This is a genomic window from Rhodococcus (subgen. Prescottella) equi, assembly GCF_003013675.1.
Lineage (GTDB): Bacteria > Actinomycetota > Actinomycetes > Mycobacteriales > Mycobacteriaceae > Prescottella > Prescottella equi.
Genome location: NZ_CP027793.1, coordinates 3,458,877 through 3,479,436, shown reverse-complemented (window position 1 = coordinate 3,479,436; position 20,560 = coordinate 3,458,877). Strand labels below are relative to the sequence as shown.

Annotated in this window: 13 protein-coding genes, 1 tRNA gene and 1 pseudogene; 7 read left to right on the top strand and 8 right to left on the bottom strand. The window is 69.5% G+C overall.

All coding sequences use genetic code 11. The annotated features are described in order from the left end of the window. Positions 1 to 6 precede the first annotated feature (6 nt). On the top strand, positions 7 to 1,233 hold the full coding sequence (locus C7H75_RS16245) for a winged helix DNA-binding domain-containing protein (protein ID WP_233281782.1): 1,227 nt from the start codon (positions 7 to 9) through the stop codon (positions 1,231 to 1,233). Between the two features lies 1 nt (position 1,234). On the opposite strand, the gene C7H75_RS26085 is transcribed toward C7H75_RS16245, so the two are convergent. After that, a complete protein-coding gene (locus C7H75_RS26085) occupies positions 1,235 to 2,221 on the bottom strand; it encodes an ester cyclase (protein WP_233281781.1) in 987 nt (328 codons plus the stop codon). A gap of 152 nt (positions 2,222 to 2,373) precedes the next feature. Here C7H75_RS26085 and C7H75_RS16235 point away from each other — a divergent pair, with 152 nt between their 5' ends. After that, entirely contained in the window at positions 2,374 to 2,694 is a 321-nt protein-coding gene (locus C7H75_RS16235) for a DUF6412 domain-containing protein (RefSeq protein WP_005512109.1), read from the top strand. 123 nt (positions 2,695 to 2,817) lie between these two features. Then, positions 2,818 to 3,676 (top strand): annotated as a pseudogene (gene yidC, locus C7H75_RS16230) (membrane protein insertase YidC); the annotation flags it as partial. Positions 3,677 to 3,720: 44 nt separating this feature from the next. Here yidC and C7H75_RS16225 read toward each other — a convergent pair. Beyond that, on the bottom strand, positions 3,721 to 4,428 hold the full coding sequence (locus tag C7H75_RS16225; protein ID WP_175280042.1) for a hypothetical protein: 708 nt from the start codon (positions 4,426 to 4,428) through the stop codon (positions 3,721 to 3,723). A 29-nt stretch (positions 4,429 to 4,457) separates the two neighbouring features. Beyond that, positions 4,458 to 5,393 (bottom strand): aldo/keto reductase, encoded by a 936-nt coding sequence (locus C7H75_RS16220; protein WP_084866360.1) that lies wholly within the window; start codon positions 5,391 to 5,393, stop codon positions 4,458 to 4,460. A 71-nt stretch (positions 5,394 to 5,464) separates the two neighbouring features. Between C7H75_RS16220 and C7H75_RS16215 the strand changes: the two genes are divergently transcribed. Next, on the top strand, positions 5,465 to 6,073 hold the full coding sequence (locus C7H75_RS16215) for a TetR/AcrR family transcriptional regulator (RefSeq protein WP_233281780.1): 609 nt from the start codon (positions 5,465 to 5,467) through the stop codon (positions 6,071 to 6,073). Between the two features lie 20 nt (positions 6,074 to 6,093). On the opposite strand, the gene C7H75_RS16210 is transcribed toward C7H75_RS16215, so the two are convergent. Together C7H75_RS16210 and C7H75_RS16205 are read right to left on the bottom strand one after the other, a co-directional pair. Further along, a tRNA-Leu gene (locus C7H75_RS16210) sits at positions 6,094 to 6,178 on the bottom strand. Positions 6,179 to 6,255: 77 nt separating this feature from the next. After that, the gene (locus C7H75_RS16205) at positions 6,256 to 6,921 is read right to left on the bottom strand and encodes a DUF8548 family protein (RefSeq protein WP_106851593.1); all 666 of its coding nucleotides are present in this window, start codon (positions 6,919 to 6,921) and stop codon (positions 6,256 to 6,258) included. A 444-nt stretch (positions 6,922 to 7,365) separates the two neighbouring features. On the opposite strand from C7H75_RS16205, the gene C7H75_RS16200 reads away from it, so the two are divergent. Next, a complete protein-coding gene (locus C7H75_RS16200; RefSeq protein ID WP_106851592.1) occupies positions 7,366 to 16,665 on the top strand; it encodes a type I polyketide synthase in 9,300 nt (3,099 codons plus the stop codon). Next, positions 16,665 to 17,078: a holo-ACP synthase AcpS gene (acpS, locus tag C7H75_RS16195; RefSeq protein ID WP_005512119.1), complete on the top strand. Its 414-nt coding sequence runs from the start codon at positions 16,665 to 16,667 to the stop codon at positions 17,076 to 17,078. The genes C7H75_RS16200 and acpS overlap by 1 nt, the downstream gene beginning before the upstream one ends. Positions 17,079 to 17,188: 110 nt before the next feature. On the opposite strand, the gene C7H75_RS16190 is transcribed toward acpS, so the two are convergent. From C7H75_RS16190 to C7H75_RS16180, 3 genes are all read right to left on the bottom strand, one after another. Continuing rightward, positions 17,189 to 17,842: a TetR/AcrR family transcriptional regulator gene (locus C7H75_RS16190; RefSeq protein ID WP_013416568.1), complete on the bottom strand. Its 654-nt coding sequence runs from the start codon at positions 17,840 to 17,842 to the stop codon at positions 17,189 to 17,191. A 107-nt stretch (positions 17,843 to 17,949) separates the two neighbouring features. Further along, on the bottom strand, positions 17,950 to 18,738 hold the full coding sequence (locus tag C7H75_RS16185) for an ABC transporter permease (RefSeq protein ID WP_049799549.1): 789 nt from the start codon (positions 18,736 to 18,738) through the stop codon (positions 17,950 to 17,952). Then, complete coding sequence (locus tag C7H75_RS16180) at positions 18,735 to 19,688, bottom strand: ATP-binding cassette domain-containing protein (RefSeq protein WP_084923059.1); 954 nt, start codon at positions 19,686 to 19,688, stop codon at positions 18,735 to 18,737. The genes C7H75_RS16185 and C7H75_RS16180 overlap by 4 nt, the downstream gene beginning before the upstream one ends. Positions 19,689 to 19,798: 110 nt before the next feature. Here C7H75_RS16180 and C7H75_RS16175 point away from each other — a divergent pair, with 110 nt between their 5' ends. Continuing rightward, positions 19,799 to 20,560: a TetR/AcrR family transcriptional regulator gene (locus tag C7H75_RS16175; RefSeq protein ID WP_005512123.1), complete on the top strand. Its 762-nt coding sequence runs from the start codon at positions 19,799 to 19,801 to the stop codon at positions 20,558 to 20,560.

Genomic DNA, 20,560 nt, shown 5'->3' with positions numbered 1-20,560 from the left:
CGATCGGTGACAGTGCGTCAGGGCCGCGGGGACGCCGCCATCGTGCAGGCCGACGACGTCGTCGCGTACCGCTTGCATGCACACCACCTGACCGGCCGGCGCCCACTGACCGATCTGCTCGATGTGGCCGGCGCATGCGGCATCCAGAACAGCCCGCCCGGGTCGGTCCTGCTCGCGCTGCATGCCCGAGTCGAGGGTGTGAGGCGAGAGTTCGTCGACCGCTTGGAGGGCGAGGAGCGTAGCCTGCTGCAGTCGTGGTCCATGCGCGGGGCACCGTTCCACTTTCCGCGCGCGGACGCTCCGGTCTTCACCGCGGGCGTTCTGCCGGCCACGGAGACGGCACGGCTGCACCTGATCAGCGGCGTGGGGCAGGCGCTCGACACGCTCGGACTGGGGTTGGACGAGACTGTCGACCTCATCGCCGAAGAGATCGCCACCGTACTGGCGGGCAGGCAGTTGGCGATCGGAGAACTCGGTGCGGAACTGGCCGAGGGTGTTGCACCCAGGCTGACTCGAATGCGCCGCGAGAAGTGGCTGGCGGACGGACCCTACGGCATGCGCCAGCCGCTGGGGGAGGCCGTCGTGCACTTCTGCCTCCGGATCCTGGCGTTACGCGGAATCGTCTGCCTCGCACCGAGAACCGGGAACAAGGTTCCGTTCGTTCTGCTCGACGAATGGCTGGGCCGGGCGCTGCCGCAGGTGGAGCCCGGCCCAGCCCGCGCGGACCTCTCGCGTCGCTACCTGCACTGCTACGGCCCGTCCAGCCGGAAGGACTTCGCTTCCTGGCTCGGTGTGCGCACTGGTGACGTCGAGCCGTGGTGGTCGACGCTCGAATCCGAGCTGGTTCCTGTCGACGTGGACGGGCGATCGGCGTGGACCCTCGTCGAGGATCTGGACGCCCTGCGGTCACCGCCGCCGGCGGCCGGGGTGCGGCTGCTCCCGCCGCACGACCCCTACCTGCAGATGCGGGATCGGGCGTCCATCGTCGGAACGAAGCATCACGCGCAGGTGTGGAAGACGGTCGGAGGACCCGGTGCGGTGCTCGCGGACGGCAGAATCGTCGGAACGTGGCGCCCCCGCAAGAGCGGCCGCACGCTGACGTTGACGCTCGAAACCTTCGAGCCGCTGGACGTTGCGGTCCGCGAGCAGCTGCGTGCGGAGGCCGAACAGGTGGCCGTGCTGCGCGGGGCGTCGGCGGTACAGGTCGAGTTCGGGGACGGGACTGCGTGCTGAATTAGCCGAGCTGGTCCATCAGCGACAGCAGGTTGGCGGCACCCCAATGTTCGACGATCCGGCCGCCACGCACCCGCATGACGTCCACGGTGTCGAACGTGACTGCGCGGCCGGTGGGTTCGACGCCCGGGAACGTCCCCCGTCGGGTTCCGCGGTAGGTCTTGTAGGTGGTCACCAGGTCACCGTCGACCGACTGCCAGTGGATCTCGGCGTGGAAGTCCTGGAAGGCCGCGCGCATCGACTGGTACAGCAGTCTCGTGCCGGACTTGTCGGGGGTGAGTCCCCGCTGCGGGGTGTGGTCGACGTAGTCGTCGGCGAACAGCTCGTCGAAGACTGTGAAGTCGCCACCGCCCTGCACCTGCTCGGTGGTCCGGCGGACGACGGCCTTCGCGGTGTCGCCGTCGCTGTCCGGGATCGTCGGAAGCCTCCCGAGGGCAGTGGAGTCGGCGGCGTGGCGCCCGTTCGAGTTCGACGCCCGGCGGGCGATGCTGCCCGCGAGCAGAGGAGTCTCGCGTCGGACGTGGTCACCGCACGCGGCGTGGCAGGAGGCCGCTGCGTCCTCGAAGACGATCCCGTGTCGTTCGATGAAGGCAAAGTAGTCCCCGGTCGGGGTGACGAGGATCCGGTCGGTGACGGTGCACCGACCGTCGCCGGTGGGCTGGGCCCGCAACTCCCAGGTCACGTCCACCGTCGTCCGGCCTTCCGCGGACACGACGTCCGACGTCGACAGCATCCGGCAGTGGTGAGGCTCGACGACCTCGGTGGCGAAGTGGTGGATCAGGAGTGCGTCGCCGATCGTCTCGACACCGATGGACAGCGGATGCCCGTCCTCGGCGGTGCCGACGCCGATCGTGATGTGGTCCGGGGGACAGCATCGTCGGTACTCGGCCTCGGGTAGCGAGAACAGCCAGTCGGTGATGTCGACCCTCTCGGCGGCCACGTCGACGACGTGGGTACAGGTCGAGTCCGAGAGAACACGTGTGGACACCGTCGTCCCCTGTCTGCCGCGGAACGGTGTCGCGACGGTGGTGCCGCGATAACCCCGAACGCTAGCGCGGCGAACGGGTGCGGAGTTCGCGTGTCGCGGGAATGGTTGCAGCATCGACACCGGGTGGGCGCCGTGCCGGTACTGTGCCTGTCATGGCACCGTTCCGGTCGGCACTCGCGGAGAGGCTGAACACAGTTCAGCTCACCTGGGTCGGCGTGCTGACCCTGGTGATCGCGACGACGGCCGTCGACGGTCCCGCCGCCCTCGCGGGCACTGCCCTGGCGATCGCACTGATCTTCGCGGTCAGCGGTGACGGTGCGCTGTCGCAACTGCACCGGTTGGCGGCGCCGGCCGCCGGACCACCGCGCGAGGAGCGGCACCTGCGTGGCGCGTTCCGCAGGCAGAGCGCGCCGAACACCCCCGGCCGTCCCCGTCGTCCCCGAGCACCCGGACAGGCTCTCGCCGCCGCATAGCTTCGCTGTGCCGCACAGATGATCCCTGTCCGTCCAGCGCCCGTAACAGTCCGAAGGACCCCGGCGCGGCAAACACCCGCGTGATACGACCCGTTGTCGTGTCACGCGACGAAGAGGTGCTCGATGCTCGATTTCGTCTACTATCCCGTCTCCGCGATTCTGTGGTTCTGGCACAAAGCGTTCGGCGCCGCACTCGGTCCGGACAACGGCTTCGCGTGGGCGCTCGCGGTGATGTTCCTGGTCTTCACCCTGCGTCTGCTGCTGCTCGGACCCGCGATCCGACAGATCCGTACCGGCCTCCAGATGCGGGAGTTGCAACCGCAGATCAAGGCATTGCAGAAGAAGTACGCCGGTGACCGGCAGCGCATGGCGCTCGAGATGCAGAAACTGCAGCAGGAACACGGCTTCAACCCGTTGATGGGTTGTCTTCCGATGCTGGTGCAGGCGCCGGTGTTCATCGGGCTCTATCACGTGCTGCGTTCCTTCAACCGCACCGGAACCGGTCACGGTGGGCTCGGGATGACTGCGCAGGACAACGCGAACACCGCGAACTACATCTTCAGTCCGGCCGACGTGCAGTCGTTCCTGAGCGCGCGCCTGTTCGGTGCACCGATCTCGACCGCGATCACTTCTCCGCAGAGCACCCTCGAGTCCTTCGCGGCGCACGGCGGCGTGCCGACCGTGGCCACGATCGCGGCCGTGGCGATTCCGCTGATGGTGATCGCGTCGCTCGCCACGCACTTCAATGCGCGTGCCTCCGTCGCCAGGCAGGAGCCGGACGCATCGGCGAACCCGCAGACCGCGATCATGAACAAGCTCATGCTCTGGGTGTTCCCGCTCGGCGTCCTCGTAGGTGGTCCGTTCCTGATGATCGCGATCCTGCTGTACTGGGTGAGCAACAACATCTGGACCTACGCGCAACAGCATCTCGTGTTCGCTCGGCTGGACCGGGAGACGGCAGTGAAGCAGCGCGCGCTCGCGCAGGAACGGCAGAACAGGCGCTGACCGGACACCGCGACGCGCGGATCAGTCGCGGGTGTGCACCGGCGACGGGATCTTCGTGGAGCGGTATGCGTCGCCGCTGCGCGTCGGTTGCCAAAGGCGCCAGTGCTTCGCGGACAGACGAAACGGCAGGTGGTCCTGCAGATGACGCGCGGCTGGGGCCAGACGGTCGTCGGCCGGCAGGTTCAGCCACAGCGACACCGAGGACGCCGCGGTGCCGACGGTTGCACGAACGCCGGAGGCGCCCAGCAGACGGCCGTACCCGTCGACCGCGAAGCGGCCGAAGGCATCGGGGGTGATGTCGGGGTACGGGGCACGGGCGAGCGGGTCGAGTAGATCGACACGCATGCCACAGGTCAGCGCGGCCAGCGAATGCCCGTGGCTCGTCACCGCGTCGGGCCCGGCGGTTCCCAGCATGTCGAGGGCGTGGTCCACGGCGCCGGGCGCGACTTTCCATTCCGTGTGGGTTCGCGCGCGGTGACGGGGGCCGCCGAAACGGTCGGTGGCGAGGGCGACGAGGTGCTCGGTCGCTGCGGGTGGGCCACCGGCCGCGACCCGGAACACCCACGACGGGGGCGACGCCTGTGCGGTGCACTCCTCGATGAAGCTCCGAACCCGCCGAAATGCCTTGTCGGGATCTTTGGCTCGCAGCGAGTGCGCGCCGCCGGCGGATGCCGGCAGCCCGTCGTAGGTGACCACGTGCGGAGACGAACTGTCCGGTGTCCGTGCCATGCGTTCATCGTAGGGAAGGACGGCGATGCTCAGTTCCGGTTGCCGATCCCGCCTCCGCCGGCGACACGGTCGACGGCACGCAGATCCTCGGCGTCCAGTACCAGGTCCGAGGCGGCGATGTTCTGTGCGACCCGGGATGGGTTGCGGGAACCGGGGATCGGGACCACGTAGTCCCGACGGGTCAGGAGCCAGGCCAACGCCAGTTGGGCCGAAGTGGCATCCTTTCGACGGGCCAGAGCGTCGAGGCCGTCGACGATCGCGAGGTTGGCATCGAAGTTCTGCGGGTCCCACCACGGCAGGTGTCGACGGAAGTCGTTCGCGTCGTAGTGGTCTCGGGAGAAGACAGCGCCGCTGAGGAACCCCCGGGCCAAAGGCGAGTAGGCGACGAAACCGATACCGAGATCCTCGAGCACGGGGAAGAGCGACTCGACCTCACGGGTGAAGATCGAATACTCGCTCTGCAGGACCGAGATCGGATGAACCGAGTGCGCCTTGCGGATCGTCGCCTCGTCGGCCTCGGACAGACCCAGATACCGAACCTTGCCCGCCTGGACGTACTCCGCCATCGTGCCGACCACGTCCTCGATGGGCACAGTCGGGTCCGGACGGTGCTGGTAGAGCACATCGATCGTGTCGATGCCGAGGTTGCGCAGGCTGGCGTCGACGACCTCGCGGATGTGTTCGGGACGCGAGTCGGCCCCGAACGACCGGGTGAGTCCGAACTTCGTGGCGATCACGACGTCGTCACGCACCGGAGCCAAGGCGCGGCCGAGCAACCTCTCGCCCTCGCCCCAGCCGTACATCTCGGCGGTGTCGAACATCGTCACGCCGAGATCGTGTGCGGCACGGATCGCGGCAATCGATTCGACGTCGTCGGTCGGGCCGTAGCCGATTGCCGTGCCCATCGCGCCGTAGCCCAGGGCGGAGACCGTGAGTCCTTGTTTGCCGAGTGTGCGTTCTTCCATGGATCCTCCTCGCTGGCGGTTGCAGACCAATGTGTCAGAGGCTGACAAGTTTGTCCATGTATGCTGCCGATGTGGACAGTTCCCCGGCACCCGCCCCGCGTTTGCGCGACATCACCCGTGAAGCTGTGCGCACGCGCATATCCGATGTCGCGATCGACCTGTTCGCCGAGCACGGTTTCGAGTCCGTCACCGTCGAACAGATCGCTGCCGAGGTCGGGATCTCCGCGCGGAGTTTCCATCGGTACTTCCCCGCCAAGGAGGATGCGGTCATCGGGGACCTGACTCGCTGGGGTGAATTCGTCCGCGACGGGCTTGCCTCGCGCCCGACCGACGAACCGCCCCTGGTCTCGTTGCGAATCGCTTTCGAAGCCTTGCTGTCTCGCCCGCGCAACGCCGGTGAGGAAGAGCGGAGCAAGCGGACCATGCGGGTGCTCACCAGCACCGCGTCACTTCGTGCCCGAAACCTCGAGAAGCACCTGGGTTGGGCGAAGATGTTGGTTCCCGTTGTGGAGGCACGTCTGAACGGCGACTATGCGGAACTTCGGGCACAGACGCTCGTGCAGTCCGCACTCGCCTGTTTCGACATCGCCCTGAGCACCTGGGCCGAATCCGAGGGGGTGGACGCAGTCGACCTCCTGCGCCGATCCTTCGCCACCCTTGCCGCAGAGAACGTGGCGTAGAGGCGACGACACGGCCGCCGTGGTGCGCGAGGGGGGACTTGAACCCCCACGTCCTGAGACACTGGAACCTAAATCCAGCGCGTCTGCCAATTCCGCCACTCGCGCGAGCGATGTCAGCCTACGCCACCGCCGGCCGGTCCTGAACCGCAGGACCGGCCGACCGCACCCGTGAGGTGATTCAGCTACGCGGACAACGGTTTCGGTCTGATCGACCGGGCTCGTCCGTACCGCCACACGGCGTTGAGGAGGGCGGCCGGTGGGATGTTCTCGGTCTCGGATGCGGAGGCGAGAAGTTCGAGGGCGCATGCCTCGCTCACCGGTGGTTCGGCGGGGCCCAGCGCCTGCGCGACGAACCCGTGCACTGCACCGAGCGCTGCGGGGCCGACCAGCCCGAGTTGCAGGACGAAGGTCTCCCACGTGGCGCCCCCCAGTCCCGGAACCGCGGTGATCGCCTCCCGCGCGCGTCGGCCGTCCCCGATCCGTTCGCTGCCGGGAATTCCGGCGTCGATCAATGCCGCCGCCGCGAGGGCCGCCGCCTCGGCCTTGGTGGTGTAGTTGCCCGGCACTCGCTGCCGGTTGTCGAGGATTTCCGCGAGGTGGTCCGGGGCGTCGGCGAAGGCAGCCAGCGCGCCAAGATCGTCGAGCTCGTGCTTCCGGTGCGCGCGCCAGTTGGCGACGACCCGCCGGACGCCGGACGTCGGGGTGCCGTAGGTGGCGCGGGCCGCGAAGATCGCGTCGAGCAGCGCTGCTTCGGCCTCGCGTGGCCAGCCGGCCGGCCAGTGTGAGCGGTCGGGCGGCAGCGCGGTGCCGATGTATTCGACGAGTGCGCGAATCCGATTGTCGGTCATGAATCCCCCCTGGATTTCGATTGACGCGTCGCACGGTAGCGGCGTCCTCCGACAACGGGGACGGTCCGACAGCGCCTGCCGCACGTCTGGGCGCCGCCGTCAAGGTGATCACGAATTGGTAACAATCAACGTGAGGGTTCCCTCAGGTTTATGGACGTCCTCGCATGCCACCTGACCCGCGGTTACGAGGTCTACTCACGAGTCACTTGAGGGCGACGGTGTGCGCAATGTCACTCGATACTCGCTGGTAGGAACGGGGTCGGCGGACAAACGTGAGGCTTTCCTCATGATTCTGTGCCAACCTTTACACGCCCGGATTCGCTGGATTCCGAAGTGAATTCGAGGGGTGCCGTGGGTGTCTCGGGATGCCACGCGTCAGCTCTGCCGAGGGCGGCCGACCAAGACCTACCTCCCGTGAGGGAACCAGGAGAGGACACAACTTCAGTGACGATCGACGACACTGCAGGAAACGGACGAACCTCGAAGGAGCAGAGCCAGTTCGGTGCTGATCGGACTCCGGTCCGTTCCGCGGCGCAGGGACCCCTCGTGGACCGTCTGCGTGCCGGCGAGCCGTACGCGCTCGCGTTCGGTGGGCAGGGTGCCCCGTGGCTGAGCGCACTGGCCGAACTGACCCGCGACAGCGGTCTGGAGCCGACGCTCACGGAGCTCGTGAACGAGGCTGCCGCGATGCTCGAGCCGGTCGCGCAGGATCTCCTCGTCGTCCGCCCGGTCGGTTTCGATCCGATCGCGTGGATTCTGGAACAGGAACTCGCCGACGACGAGACCGCGCCCGCGGGACCGTCCGAGGCTGCCCTGACGTCGGCCGCGGTCTCGCTGCCCGGCGTCTTCCTCACCCAGCTGGCCGCGCTGCGCGCGCTGCAGCAGCAGGGCCTCGACCCCGCGGTGAACGCCCCGGTCGCCACCATCGGCCACTCGCAGGGCCTGATCGCTGCCGCTGCCGTCGCAGGCGGCGGTGCCGCGGACGGCGCGCTGCTCGCAACCGCCCAGCTCATCGGTGCCGCTGCGGGTCTCGTCGGCCGTCGCCGCGGAATCATCGCCGGTGCCGACCGCTCGCCGATGCTGGCCGTCTCCAACGTCGACCCCGAGCGGTTGGCCGTCATCGTCGCCGAGCTGGCCGAGGGCCAGGCGCCCGAGCGCGCCGCCGTCCTGGCGATCCGCAACGGGCGTCGTCGCGTCGTGCTGTCGGGCCCGCCGGCTCAGCTCGCACGGGTCCAGCAGCGCTGCGAGCAGATCGCAGCCGACGAGGCCCGTGAACGCGATGCCAAGACCCGTGGTGGCGCAGTCTTCTCGCCTGTCTTCGAGTCGCTCTCGGTCGAGATCGGCTTCCACCACCCCGCGCTGGCCGAGGCCGTCGACATCATCGGTGGTTGGGCCACCCGTTGTGGTCTCGACGCCGACCAGGTGCGCGCGCTCGCGCAGGCCGTCCTCGTCGACCCGGTCGACTGGGTCGACGCCGTCGAAGGCGCCGTCGAGTCCGGCGCCCGCTGGATCCTGGACCTCGGACCCGGCGATCTGCTCACCCGCATGACCTCGGCCGGCCTGCGTGGTCACGGCGTCGGCATCCTCGCCGCCTCCACCCGCGGTGGCCACCGCAACCTGCTCACCCCCGGTGCCACCCCCGAGGTCGCTCGGGCGTGGACGGAGTTCGCGCCCAAGGCCGTTACCCTGCCCGACGGCCGCGTCGCCGTCGAGACCGCGTTCACGAAGCTCACCGGACGCTCGCCGATCCTGCTCGCGGGCATGACCCCCACCACCGTCGATCCCGCGATCGTTGCTGCCGCCGCGAACGCCGGCCACTGGGCCGAGCTCGCCGGTGGCGGCCAGGTCACCGAGCAGATCTTCGCCGACAACGTCGAGGGCCTGAAGGGTCTGCTCGAGCCGGGCCGTGCCGTCCAGTTCAACTCGATGTTCCTGGACCCGTACCTGTGGAAGCTGCACGTGGGCGGCAAGCGGCTCGTCCCGCGGGCCCGCGCCGCGGGCGCGCCGTTCGACGGCGTCGTCGTCACCGCCGGAATCCCCGAGCTCGACGAAGCGGTCACGATCATCGACGAGCTGACCGAGGCCGGCTTCAGCTACGTCGCGTTCAAGCCGGGCACCGTCGCGCAGATCCGCTCGGTGATCCGCATCGCGAACGAGGTCCCGGACTTCCCGGTCATCGTCCACATCGAGGGCGGCCGCGCCGGTGGCCACCACTCGTGGGAGGACCTCGACGACCTGCTGCTCGCCACGTACGCCGAGCTGCGCACCCGCGACAACCTCGTGCTGTGTGTCGGCGGCGGCATCGGCACCCCTGAGCGGGCCGCCGACTACCTGACCGGACGCTGGGCCACCGAGCACGGGTTCCCGGCGATGCCGCTCGACGGCATCCTCGTCGGCACCGCCGCGATGGCGACGCTCGAGGCCACCACCTCGCCCGACGTCAAGCAGATGCTCGTCGACACCCCCGGCACCCCCGACTGGGTCGGTGCGGGAACCGCGCAGGGCGGCATGGCTTCCGGCCGCAGCCAGCTCGGTGCCGACATCCACGAGATCGACAACGCCGCGTCGCGCACGGGCCGTCTGCTCGACGAGGTCGCCGGTGACGCCGACGCCGTCGCGGCCCGCCGCGACGAGATCATCGCCGCGCTCGACGTGACCGCCAAGCCGTACTTCGGCGACGTCGCCTCGATGACCTACCAGCAGTGGCTGCGCCGCTACCTGGAGCTGGCCGTGGGCGTCGACTCCGCGCAGGCGTTCGACTGCGGCGGCGACGTGCAGGACGCGATCGTCGACGCCACGCAGTCGGTGTGGCTGGACGTGTCGTGGCGGGATCGCTTCGGCGAGATGCTGCAGCGCGCCGAGGCCCGACTGCACCGCAACGACCGCGGCCCCATCCAGACGCTGTTCGCGGATCCTGCGACGCTGGACCAGCCCTTCGCAGCGCTCTGCGCTCTCGAGGCGGCGTACCCCGACTACGCCACCACGGTGCTGCACCCGGCGGACGTCCCGTTCTTCGTCGCGCTGTGCAAGACCCCCGGCAAGCCGGTCAACTTCGTTCCCGTCGTCGACGGTGACGTCCGACGCTGGTGGCGTTCGGATTCGCTGTGGCAGGCCCACGACCCGCGCTACACCGCCGACCAGGTGTGCATCATTCCCGGCACCGTCGCGGTCGCCGGCATCACCCGCGTCGACGAGCCGGTCGGTGAGCTGCTCGACCGCTTCGAGAAGGCCACCGCGGACGAGTTGGTCGCCGCCGGCGCCACCCCGACCCCGATCGCCGGTCGTCGTCACGGCGGCTTCGGCACCGGACTGCTCGACGCCGTCCTCACCGCCCCGGACGTCCTGTGGGCCGCGCGCCTGACGCAGAACCCGGTTCGCCGTCTCGGCGCCGTCGACGAGTGGACGATCGAGTCCGACACCGTCGCCAGCCACGACAAGACCGGCGCCCGCCTCGTCGTCGCCGACGCCGAGCACGTCGATCTGACCGTGCCGCTCGCGCAGGGCAAGGCCGTCGAGATCCGCATCACGGTGCCCGTCACCGTCCGTGACGGCGGCGCCCCCGTCGTGACCCAGGCCGACGCCGAGGCGTCGATGTCGGCACTGTTGGGTGTCGCTGCGGGGCAGGAGCTTCCGCAGGTGAAGAACGGTGTCGCGCACATCAACCTGGCGTGGACCCCGGATCTGGTCGCCGACCACGCCGGCGTGACCGGTGTGGGCCTGCCCCAGACCGTGAGCACCAGCGGCAAGGCCGTGCCCGACGTCGTCGTCGGCGCGTGCTGGCCGGCCGTGTTCGCGGCGCTCGGCGCCGCCGCCACCGAGTCCGGCGTGCACGTCATCGAGGGCATGCTCGACCTGGTCCACCTCGATCACGCGGTCGACCTCGTCGGCGAACTGCCCACGGAGACGAGCATTCTCGTGGTCCGTGCCGAGGCCGGCGATGTCATCGACACCGACATGGGTCGTGTCGTCGAGGTCCGCGTCGAGGTCGGCGCGATGCTCGGTGAGGGCCTCGAGGCTCCCGCCGTCGCGACGCTCACCGAGCGCTTCGCGATTCGTGGCCGCACCGGCAAGGGCGAGCTGGCCGATCCGGCTCGCGCCGGCGGATCGCTGTCCGCCGACGTCGCGGAAACCCCGCGTCGTCGCCGCCGCGATCTGAAGATGGTGGCGCCGCGCAACATGGCCGCGTTCGCCCGCGTCTCCGGCGACCACAACCCGATCCACACCTCCGACGCCGCGGCGCTGCTCGCCGGTCTGGGCAGCCCGATCGTGCACGGCATGTGGCTGTCGGCCGCCGCGCAGCAGGCCGTCGTCGCCGTCGACCCCGCATCGAAGGTGCCGACCCGTCGCCTGACCGCGTGGACCGCCCGCTTCCTCGGGATGGTCCGCCCCGGCGCCGAGATCGACGTCCGCGTCGACCGGGTCGCCACCGATCACGGCGACGAGATCGTCGAGGTCGGCTGCCGCGTCGACGGTGACCTGGTGATGGTCGCGACGGGTCGCACCGCGGCGCCGAAGACCGTGTACGCCTTCCCCGGCCAGGGCATCCAGCGCCCGGGCATGGGCCTCGACGCCCGCTCGCGCAGCAAGGCCGCGCGTGAGGTCTGGGAGCGTGCCGACAAGCACACCCGCGAGGCACTCGGCTTCTCGATCCTGGCCGTCGTCCGCGACAACCCGACGCTCGTCAAGGCGCGCGGGGTGGAGCACCGGCACCCGGACGGCGTGCTGCACCTGACCCAGTTCACGCAGGTCGCGATGGCGACCCTCGGTGTCGCGCAGGTCGCCGAACTCCGCGAGTCCGGCGCGTTCGTCGAGGGCTCCTACCTGGCCGGTCACTCGGTCGGCGAGTACAACGCCCTCACCGCGGTCGCCGGCGTGCTGCCGCTCGAGGCGCTCCTCGAGGTGGTCTTCCAGCGTGGATCGGCAATGCACGAACTGGTGCCCCGCGACGGTGCGGGCCGCAGCGACTACCGCATGGCCGCGATCCGCCCGTCGCAGATCGGCGTCGCCGACGACGAGCTGCAGGCGTTCGTGGGCGGTGTCGCCGACGCGACCGGGGAATTCCTGCAGATCGTCAACCTCAACCTCAAGGGTTCGCAGTACGCGATCGCCGGCACGGTCAAGGGGCTCGAGGCGCTCGAGCGTGAGATCGACATCCGCCGTGAGGCGTTCGGTGGCAAGCGCGCGTTCATCCTGGTGCCCGGCATCGACGTGCCGTTCCACTCGACCGTCCTGCGCGGCGGCGTGGACGACTTCCGCGCCAAGCTCGACGAGCTGCTGCCGCAGGACATCGACCCGTCGCTGCTGATCGGCCGCTACATCCCGAACCTCGTGCCCCGGCTGTTCAACCTGGGTCGCGACTTCGTCCAGGAGATCGCCGACCTGGTGCCGTCCGAGCAGCTGCAGGCGGTACTGGCGGACTTCGACAGCTGGAGCGAGCGTCCCGTCGCGCTGACCCGCGTCATCCTCGTCGAGCTGCTGGCGTGGCAGTTCGCGAGCCCGGTCCGCTGGATCGAGACGCAGGACCTGCTGTTCACCGACGAGGCCGACGGCGGACTCGGTGTCGAGCGCTTCGTCGAGATCGGTCTGGGGGCTACCCCGACCGTCGCGAACCTGGCGTCGCAGACCCTCAAGCTGGACGAGCACGCGAACACCAAGGTCGAGGTGCTCAACATCGAGCGCGAGGCGTCGATCGTCTACAGCACCGACGTCGATCCGGCGCCGGTGGAGGACGACGAGCCCGTGGAAAGTGCCGCGCCTGCCGCGGCTCCGGCTGCTGCTGCTCCCGTCGCGGCCCCGGCCGCACCCACCGGTGGTCCGCGCCCCGACGACATCGCGTTCAAGGCCGCCGACGCCACCAAGGTGCTCATCGCGCTCTGGACCAAGCTGCGCCCGGACCAGATCGGTCCCGCCGACACCATCGAGGCGTTGTGCGACGGCGTGTCCTCGCGCCGCAACCAGCTGCTCGTCGACCTCGGGTCGGAGCTGTCGCTCGGTGCCATCGACGGCGCCGCCGACGCCGACATGGGATCGCTCGCGGTCACGGTCGATCGCCTGGCCCGCACGTACAAGCCGTTCGGCCCGGTGCTGTCCGACTCGATTGGCGATCACCTGCGCAAGGTCTTCGGTCCGTCCGGTAAGCGTCCGGCCGCCATCGCGGATCGCGTCAAGAAGGTCTGGGAGCTCGGCGACGGCTGGGCCACCCACGTGACCGCCGAGGTGGCCCTCGGTACCCGTGACGGCTCGAGCGTCCGCGGTGGCGCGATGGGCGGGCTGCACGAGGGTGCTGTCGCCGACGGTGCTGCCGTCGACGCCCTCGTCGACGCCGCCGTCCAGGCCGTCGCATCCCGCCGCGGCGTGGCCGTCTCCATGCCGGCTGCCGGCGGGGGAGCGGGCGGAACCGTCGACGCTGCCGCGCTCGGTGAGTTCACCGAGGCCATCACCGGCCGCAACGGCGTGCTGGCCTCGGCCGCACGTCTGGTGCTCGAGCAGCTCGGCTTCAGCGAGTCGGCCGCTGCCGCGGTCGCCGCGGACGACACCGCGCTCGTCGACCTCGTGTCGGCCGAGCTCGGCTCCGATTGGCCGCGCCTGGTCGCCCCGGCGTTCGACGCCAAGAAGGCCGTCCTGATCGACGACCGCTGGGCCACCGCCCGCGAGGACCTCGCACGCGGCTGGACCGGTGAGATCGACCTGACCGTCGAGCGTTTCGACGGCGCCGGTGCCGCCGTGGCCGCCCACGCGCAGTGGTGGCAGCAGCGCGCCACCGCGGAGGGCCGCACGACGCTGGCCGAGATCTACGGCCGCATCGCAAAGGTCGCGGTCGCCCCGATCGAGGAGACCGGGCAGTACACCGGTGAGATCGCGGTCGTCACCGGTGCCAGCAAGGGCTCGATCGCCGCATCGGTCGCCGGCAAGCTGCTCGGCGGCGGCGCGACGGTCGTCGTGACCACCTCGCGCCTCGACAGCGACCGACTCGGCTTCTACCGCAAGCTCTACGCCGCGAACGCCCGCGCCGGTGCCGCCCTGTGGGTGGTGCCCGCGAACATGGCGTCGTACAGCGACGTCGACGCGCTGGTCGAGTGGGTCGGCAATGTCCAGACCGAAACGGCCGGTGGCGCGAAGAAGCTCGTCAAGGAGGCGATGACGCCGACGATGCTGTTCCCGTTCGCCGCACCGCGAGTGGCCGGCGAGCTGTCCGACGCGGGTGCCCGCGCCGAGATGGAGATGCGGGTCCTGCTGTGGTCGGTGGAGCGCCTGATCGGCGGACTGTCGCAGATCGGCTACGACCGTGACGTCGACACCCACCTGCACGTCGTGCTGCCCGGCTCGCCGAACCGCGGCCTGTTCGGCGGCGACGGTGCCTACGGCGAGTCGAAGGCGGCGCTCGACGCGGTCGTCGGACGCTGGTCGGCCGAGCGCACGTGGGCCGAGCGGGTCACGCTCGTCCATGCATTGATCGGTTGGGTGCGCGGGACCGGCCTCATGGGCGGCAACGACCCGATGGTCGAGGCCGTCGAGGCCAAGGGTGTGCGCACCTGGTCCACCGACGAGATGGCGACCGAACTGCTGCTCTCGTGCACCCCGGAGGTCAAGCGCGCCGCTGCGGACGCGCCGCGCCTGGTGGATCTCACCGGCGGGCTCGCCGAGGTGGACCTGGACCTGCCGGCGCTCGCGAAGGAGGCCGCCGAGGCGGCCGAGGCTGCGGGCAAGGCCGAGGACGAGGCGTCGAAGGACGCGAATTCCATTGCCGCCCTGCCTGCTCCGCCGCGGATCGTCGACGCGCTCGACGCCCCGTCCTGGCCCGAGCTGGATGTCGACCCGGCCGACCTGGTCGTCATCGTCGGCGCCGGTGAGCTCGGCCCGTACGGCTCCGCGCGCACCCGCTTCGAGATGGAGGTCGACGAGCAGCTGTCGGCGGCCGGCGTGCTCGAGCTGGCGTGGAACACCGGAATGGTTGCGTGGGAGAACGATCCCAAGCCGGGCTGGTACGACGTCGAGAGCGGCGATCTGGTTCCCGAGGAAGAGATCGCCGAGCGTTACCACGACGCTGTCGTCGAGCGTTGCGGCATCCGCACCTACGGCGACGAGGGCGCGATGGTCGACAACACGGCGCCGCTGCTGACGTCGGTGTTCATCGACAAGGACCTGTCCTTCGTGGTCGGCTCCGAGGCGGAGGCCCGTGCGTTCGTCGATTCCGACCCGGAGAACACCGTCGCGGCGGTGGACCCGGAGAGCGGCGACTGGACCGTCACCCGCAAGGCCGGCACCGAGATCCGCGTGCCGCGCAAGGTCAAGCTGACCCGCACGGTCGGCGGCCAGATCCCGACCGGATTCGACGTCACCAAGTGGGGTATCCCCGCCGACATGGCCGGCTCCGTGGACCGCGTCGGGCTGTGGAACATCGTCACCACCGTCGACGCGTTCCTCACCGGCGGCTTCACCCCGTCCGAGCTGCTGCGCTGGGTGCACCCGGCGTTCGTCGCCAACACGCAGGGCACCGGCATGGGCGGCATGACGTCGATGCGCTCGCTGTACATCGACACACTGCTCGGCGAGTCCCGCGCGAACGACATCCTGCAGGAGGCCCTGCCGAACGTCATTGCGGCGCACGTCGTGCAGTCGTACGTCGGCGGCTACGGCGCGATGGTGCACCCGGTCGCGGCGTGCGCCACGGCCGCGGTCTCCGTCGAGGAGGGCGTCGACAAGATCAAGCTCGGCAAGGCCAAGCTGGTCGTGGCCGGCGGCTTCGACGACCTGGGTATCGAGGGCATCGTCGGCTTCGGCGACATGTCGGCGACCGCCAAGTCGGACGAGATGGCCGCGAAGGGCATTGCCGACAACCGCTTCTCGCGGGCCAACGATCGACGTCGCGGCGGCTTCGTGGAGTCGGCCGGCGGTGGCACGATCCTGCTCGCTCGCGGTGATCTCGCGCTCGAGATGGGCCTGCCGGTCCTCGGCGTGGTCGCGTGGGCCGGCTCCTTCGCCGACGGCGTCCACACCTCGATCCCGGCTCCCGGCATCGGTGCCCTCGGCGCCGGTCGCGGGGGACAGGATTCGCAGCTCGCGCTGTCGCTCAACGCGCTCGGTATCACTGCCGACGACATCTCGGTGGTCTCCAAGCACGACACCTCGACGGCGGCGAACGATCCGAACGAGGCCGAACTGCACGAGCGACTGGCGGCGGCCCTGGGCCGCAGCGAGGGTGCCCCGCTGTTCGTCATCTCGCAGAAGACGCTCACCGGTCACGCCAAGGGTGGCGCGGCGGCGTTCCAGCTGATCGGCCTGTGCCAGGTCCTCGGTCAGGGCGTCATCCCGCCGAACCGCAGCCTGGACTGCGTCGACGACAAGATGGCCGAGTTCTCGCACCTGGTGTGGCCGCGGACCCCGCTGCGCTTCGGGAACGAGTTCGCGCTCAAGGCAGGCCTGCTGACCAGCCTCGGCTTCGGTCACGTGTCGGGTCTGATCGCGGTGGTCCACCCGCAGGCGTTCGTCGAGTCGATCCCGGCGGATCAGCGCGAGGCGTACCTGGCGCAGGCGCAGCAGCGCACCATCGACGGACAGCGCCGACTGGCGTCGGCGATGTGCGGTGGCGAAGCCCTGTACGAGCGTCCCGCAGACCGCCGATTCGGTGGAGATGCGGTGCCCGCCAAGGCTGCTCGTCAGCTCGAGGCGGACATGCTCCTCACCGAGGAGGCGCGCCTGGGTACCGATCACGTGTACCGCGCCGGAAAGCCCGGGTGCCAGTGATGGCGGTTCTCGGAATCGGCTTCGACGTCGTCACGATCTCTGAGTTCGAAGAGCAGATGAAGCGACCCGGCACCGCGATGCTGTCGAGCTTCCGACCGGCCGAGCGTCGGTACTGCGAGTCCCGCAGTACCGACCCGGCGCGGCACTACGCGGTCCGTTGGGCGGCGAAGGAGGCGGTCATCAAGGCCTGGGCGGCATCGCGGTTCGCTCGCCCGCCGGCCGTCGGTGACAACGCCTACGCGCTGGTGGAGGTCGTCAACGATGCGTGGGGTCGACCCACCATCAAGCTGCACGGTGAGGCTGCGGAGTTCCTGCCGAGCGCCAAGATCCACCTGTCGCTGACCCACGACGGCGACGTCGCGGGCGCGATGGTGGTGATCGAAGAACCTGACCCGATCGCGCCCATCGGCTGATCGAGCACGGAAAATACGAGGCCGGTCGACGGACACAATCCGTCGGCCGGCCTCGTTCTTCGTTTACAGGGGGCAGCGGGTACCGGCCACGCGTGCGGCGCGGTACCCGGCTACTTGGAGCGGGATTCCTTCTCGGCCACAAGCAGATACGCGACCATCAGGCGCTTGAGTTCGGCGACCGCGTCGGCGTGGCTCTGCCCGTCCTGTACCGAGAAATTGAGCATCGAGTACACGACGTGGACGAGGACCTCGGCCATCATCGTGCGGCGCTCGCGGGGCGTGTGGGGAGTGAGAGGCGCGAGCATGCGCGTGACCCGCTCGGCGAACTGCTTCTCGTGGATCACACCCGTCGCGCGGGTGGACGGCGTCGACTGCATCGCGAGCCACACCTCGCGGCGGGACGGATCCGACGTCCACAGTCCGGCCATGTGGTCGACGAACGTGTTGAGGAACCGCAGCCAGTCGAGCGACGGAACCTCGCCACCGAACGCCTCGAGTTCCTGCTGCACACCCACCAGGTCCTGCCGGTTGAGTTCGCACACGATCACGTACTTGTTCGCGAAGAACTGGTAGAGGGTGCCGATGGGGACGTCGGCGCGCGCCGCGACCTCCTCGCACGTGAACGACTCGAACCCGACGTCGACGAGCAACTCGCGGGACGCGTTGAGCAATGCGTCGAACTTGCGACGGCTGCGTTCCTGGGTGGGACGCTTCCGCGGCATCAGTTCCTGGGGGTCGCTCTGGACCTCCAGCGCGGGGTCCACCCGGCGAGGGGGACGGCGGCTGGTAGTGGACTCCACGAGCACAGGTTATCTGTCTTTTCGTTCGGATTCGACGAGGTTCCCGCTTCTGGTGTTTCCTCCGGTACCGCCTACCGGGCGGTGCGCCTGCGGTACAGCGTCGTGGCGGCCGCGTACCCCACCGCGGCGATCGCGACGCACCACCCGACGGCGAGCCATGCGCTGTTGCCGACCGGGGTCTGCATCAGTAGCCCGCGCACGGTCTCGATGATCGGCGTGACCGGCTGATTCTCCGCGAACCACCGCAGCCACGTCGGCATGGTCTCCGCCGGCACGAACGCACTGCTGACGTACGGAAGGAACAGGATGACGAAGGTGAAACCGTTGGCCGCCTCGGGATTCTTTGCGAGCAGGCCGAGTGCGGTCGCCAGGTACGACAGCGCGAACACGAACAACGCCAGAACACCGACCACGCCCAGCCAGCGCACGGGATTCGCGGTGGGCCGGAACCCCATCAGTAGGGCCACCGCCACGACGAGGGCGCTGGTGACGAGATTGCGGGTGACGCTGGCGAGCACGTGGCCGTTGAGCACCGCCGAACGCGCGATCGGGAGTGTACGGAAGCGGTCGATGATGCCGTCGGTCATGTCGGCCGATACACTCACCGCCGTCGTCGCCGAACCGAATGCGGCGCACAGCAGGATGATTCCGGGCACCACGTAGTCGATGTACGCGCTGCCGGTGTCGATGGCGCCGCCGAAGACGTACACGAACAGCAGCATCAGCATGACGGGGAGCGCGAGCGCGGTGATCATCGTGTCCGGGCTGCGCGTGAGGTGGGTGAGATTGCGCCGCAACATAGCCCACGAATCCGCGATCACGGTCCGGCCGTCGTGCCGCGCGTCGAGGGGCGTCGTCATCGGACAGCTTCCTTCTTCTCGGAGCCGGTCAGAGCGAAGAACACGTCGTCCAGATCGGGCGTGTGCAGGGCGAATCGTTCGACGGACAGCGTCCGGTCGTCGAGGCGGGCGAGGATCCGCCCGAGGGAGCCGATGCTGCCGTCGGTGGGGATCGTGAGTGTCGCCGTCTCGGAGTCGACGACCGCCTCGGGCAGTGCGGCGGCGGCCGCCGCGGCCTGTGTGCCGTCCTGGAGCCGCAGTTCGACATGACCGCCGGGGACGAGCCGCTTCAGTTCGTCCGCCGACCCCTCTGCCACGATTCGGCCTTCGTCGAGCACTGCGATGCGGTCGGCCAGGGCCTCCGCCTCGTCGAGGTACTGGGTGGTGAGCAGGATCGTGGTGCCCTCGCGCACCAGCTCCCGGACCATGTCCCACATGTCCCGGCGGCTGCGCGGGTCCAGCCCCGTCGTCGGCTCGTCGAGGAACAGGACCCTGGGCCGGGCGACCAGGCTCATCGCGAGGTCGAGGCGCCGCCGCATGCCTCCGGAGTACGTGTCGGCGCGGCGGTCGGCGGCGTCCACGAGGTCGAACCGGTGCAGCAGTTCGTCGGCGCGGGCCCGAGCTCCGCGGCGACCGAGGTGATGGAGTTCGCCCATCAGGGCGAGGTTCTCGCGTCCGGTCGAGAGCTTGTCGACCGAGGCGTACTGGCCTGTGACGCTGATGTCGGTGCGGACCGCGCGAGCCTGCGACGGGAGTGTGTGCCCGGCCACCCGGACCTGTCCTGCGTCGAACGGCAGCAGCGTCGACAGCACGCGGACGGTAGTCGTCTTGCCGGCGCCGTTGGCTCCCAACAGCGCGAACACCGACCCTGTGGGCACGTGCAGATCGACTCCGCCCAGCACCGTTCGCTCGCCGAAAGCCTTGCGCAGCCCGGTCACCGCGACGGCGTGGTCGAGAGATTGTGGGTTCATCCGAACACTCCTCCCCATAACTGTGTATGACATATACAACTGCTTAGACCATACGCAGTTTTAGGATGAGCGCAAGAGCGACCGGGGTGACAGGCAGGAGCACGACGCGGATGGAGACCACAGGGGAGGCGGCGCTGCCTCGATTCGTGGAACTGGCGTGGGGATTGGACGAGTCCGGTCGGCGCGGCCCCAAACGGGGTCTGTCTCTCGACGAGATCCTCGATGCCGCCATCGAACTCGCGGACGAGGAGGGCGTCGCGGCGCTGTCGATGGCGCGGGTCGCCAAACGCCTGGGCTTCACCACGATGTCGCTGTACCGGTACGTCGAGAGCAAGGACGAGCTACTCGAGCTGATTGCCGACCGGGTGATCGGAGCCCCACCGGACATCCCGGCGAACGTGTCCTGGCGGGCCGGACTCGAGACCTGGGCGCGCGCCGAGTACGACGCTTTGATGCGCCACCGCTGGTGGCTGCGCCTGCCGATCGACGGGGCGCCGCTGGGGCCCAACAACATTGCCTGGCTCGAGGCCGCCCTCCGCTGTCTCGCGTCGACGCGGCTACCCGAGGCGCTCAAGGTGCAGGTCGCGCTGAACGTCTCGGTCCATGTCATCGGACGGGCGCGATTCACCGCCGATCTCGTCGTGAACGCCGAGTCGGACAACTACGCGGCCATCCTGCCGCGGCTGATCGATCCGACCCGGTTTCCCGCTCTCACCGCGGCCCTCGACGGCGCTGCCTTCGCCGCGGACGACGTGGACTGGGAGGACTCCGACTTCCGGTTCGCGCTGGGCCTCCTCCTCGACGGGGTCGAACGTATCGTCTCGCGCTACGAGTCCGGTGCCGCCGGCGACGACGCGAACTCTGATTCCTGA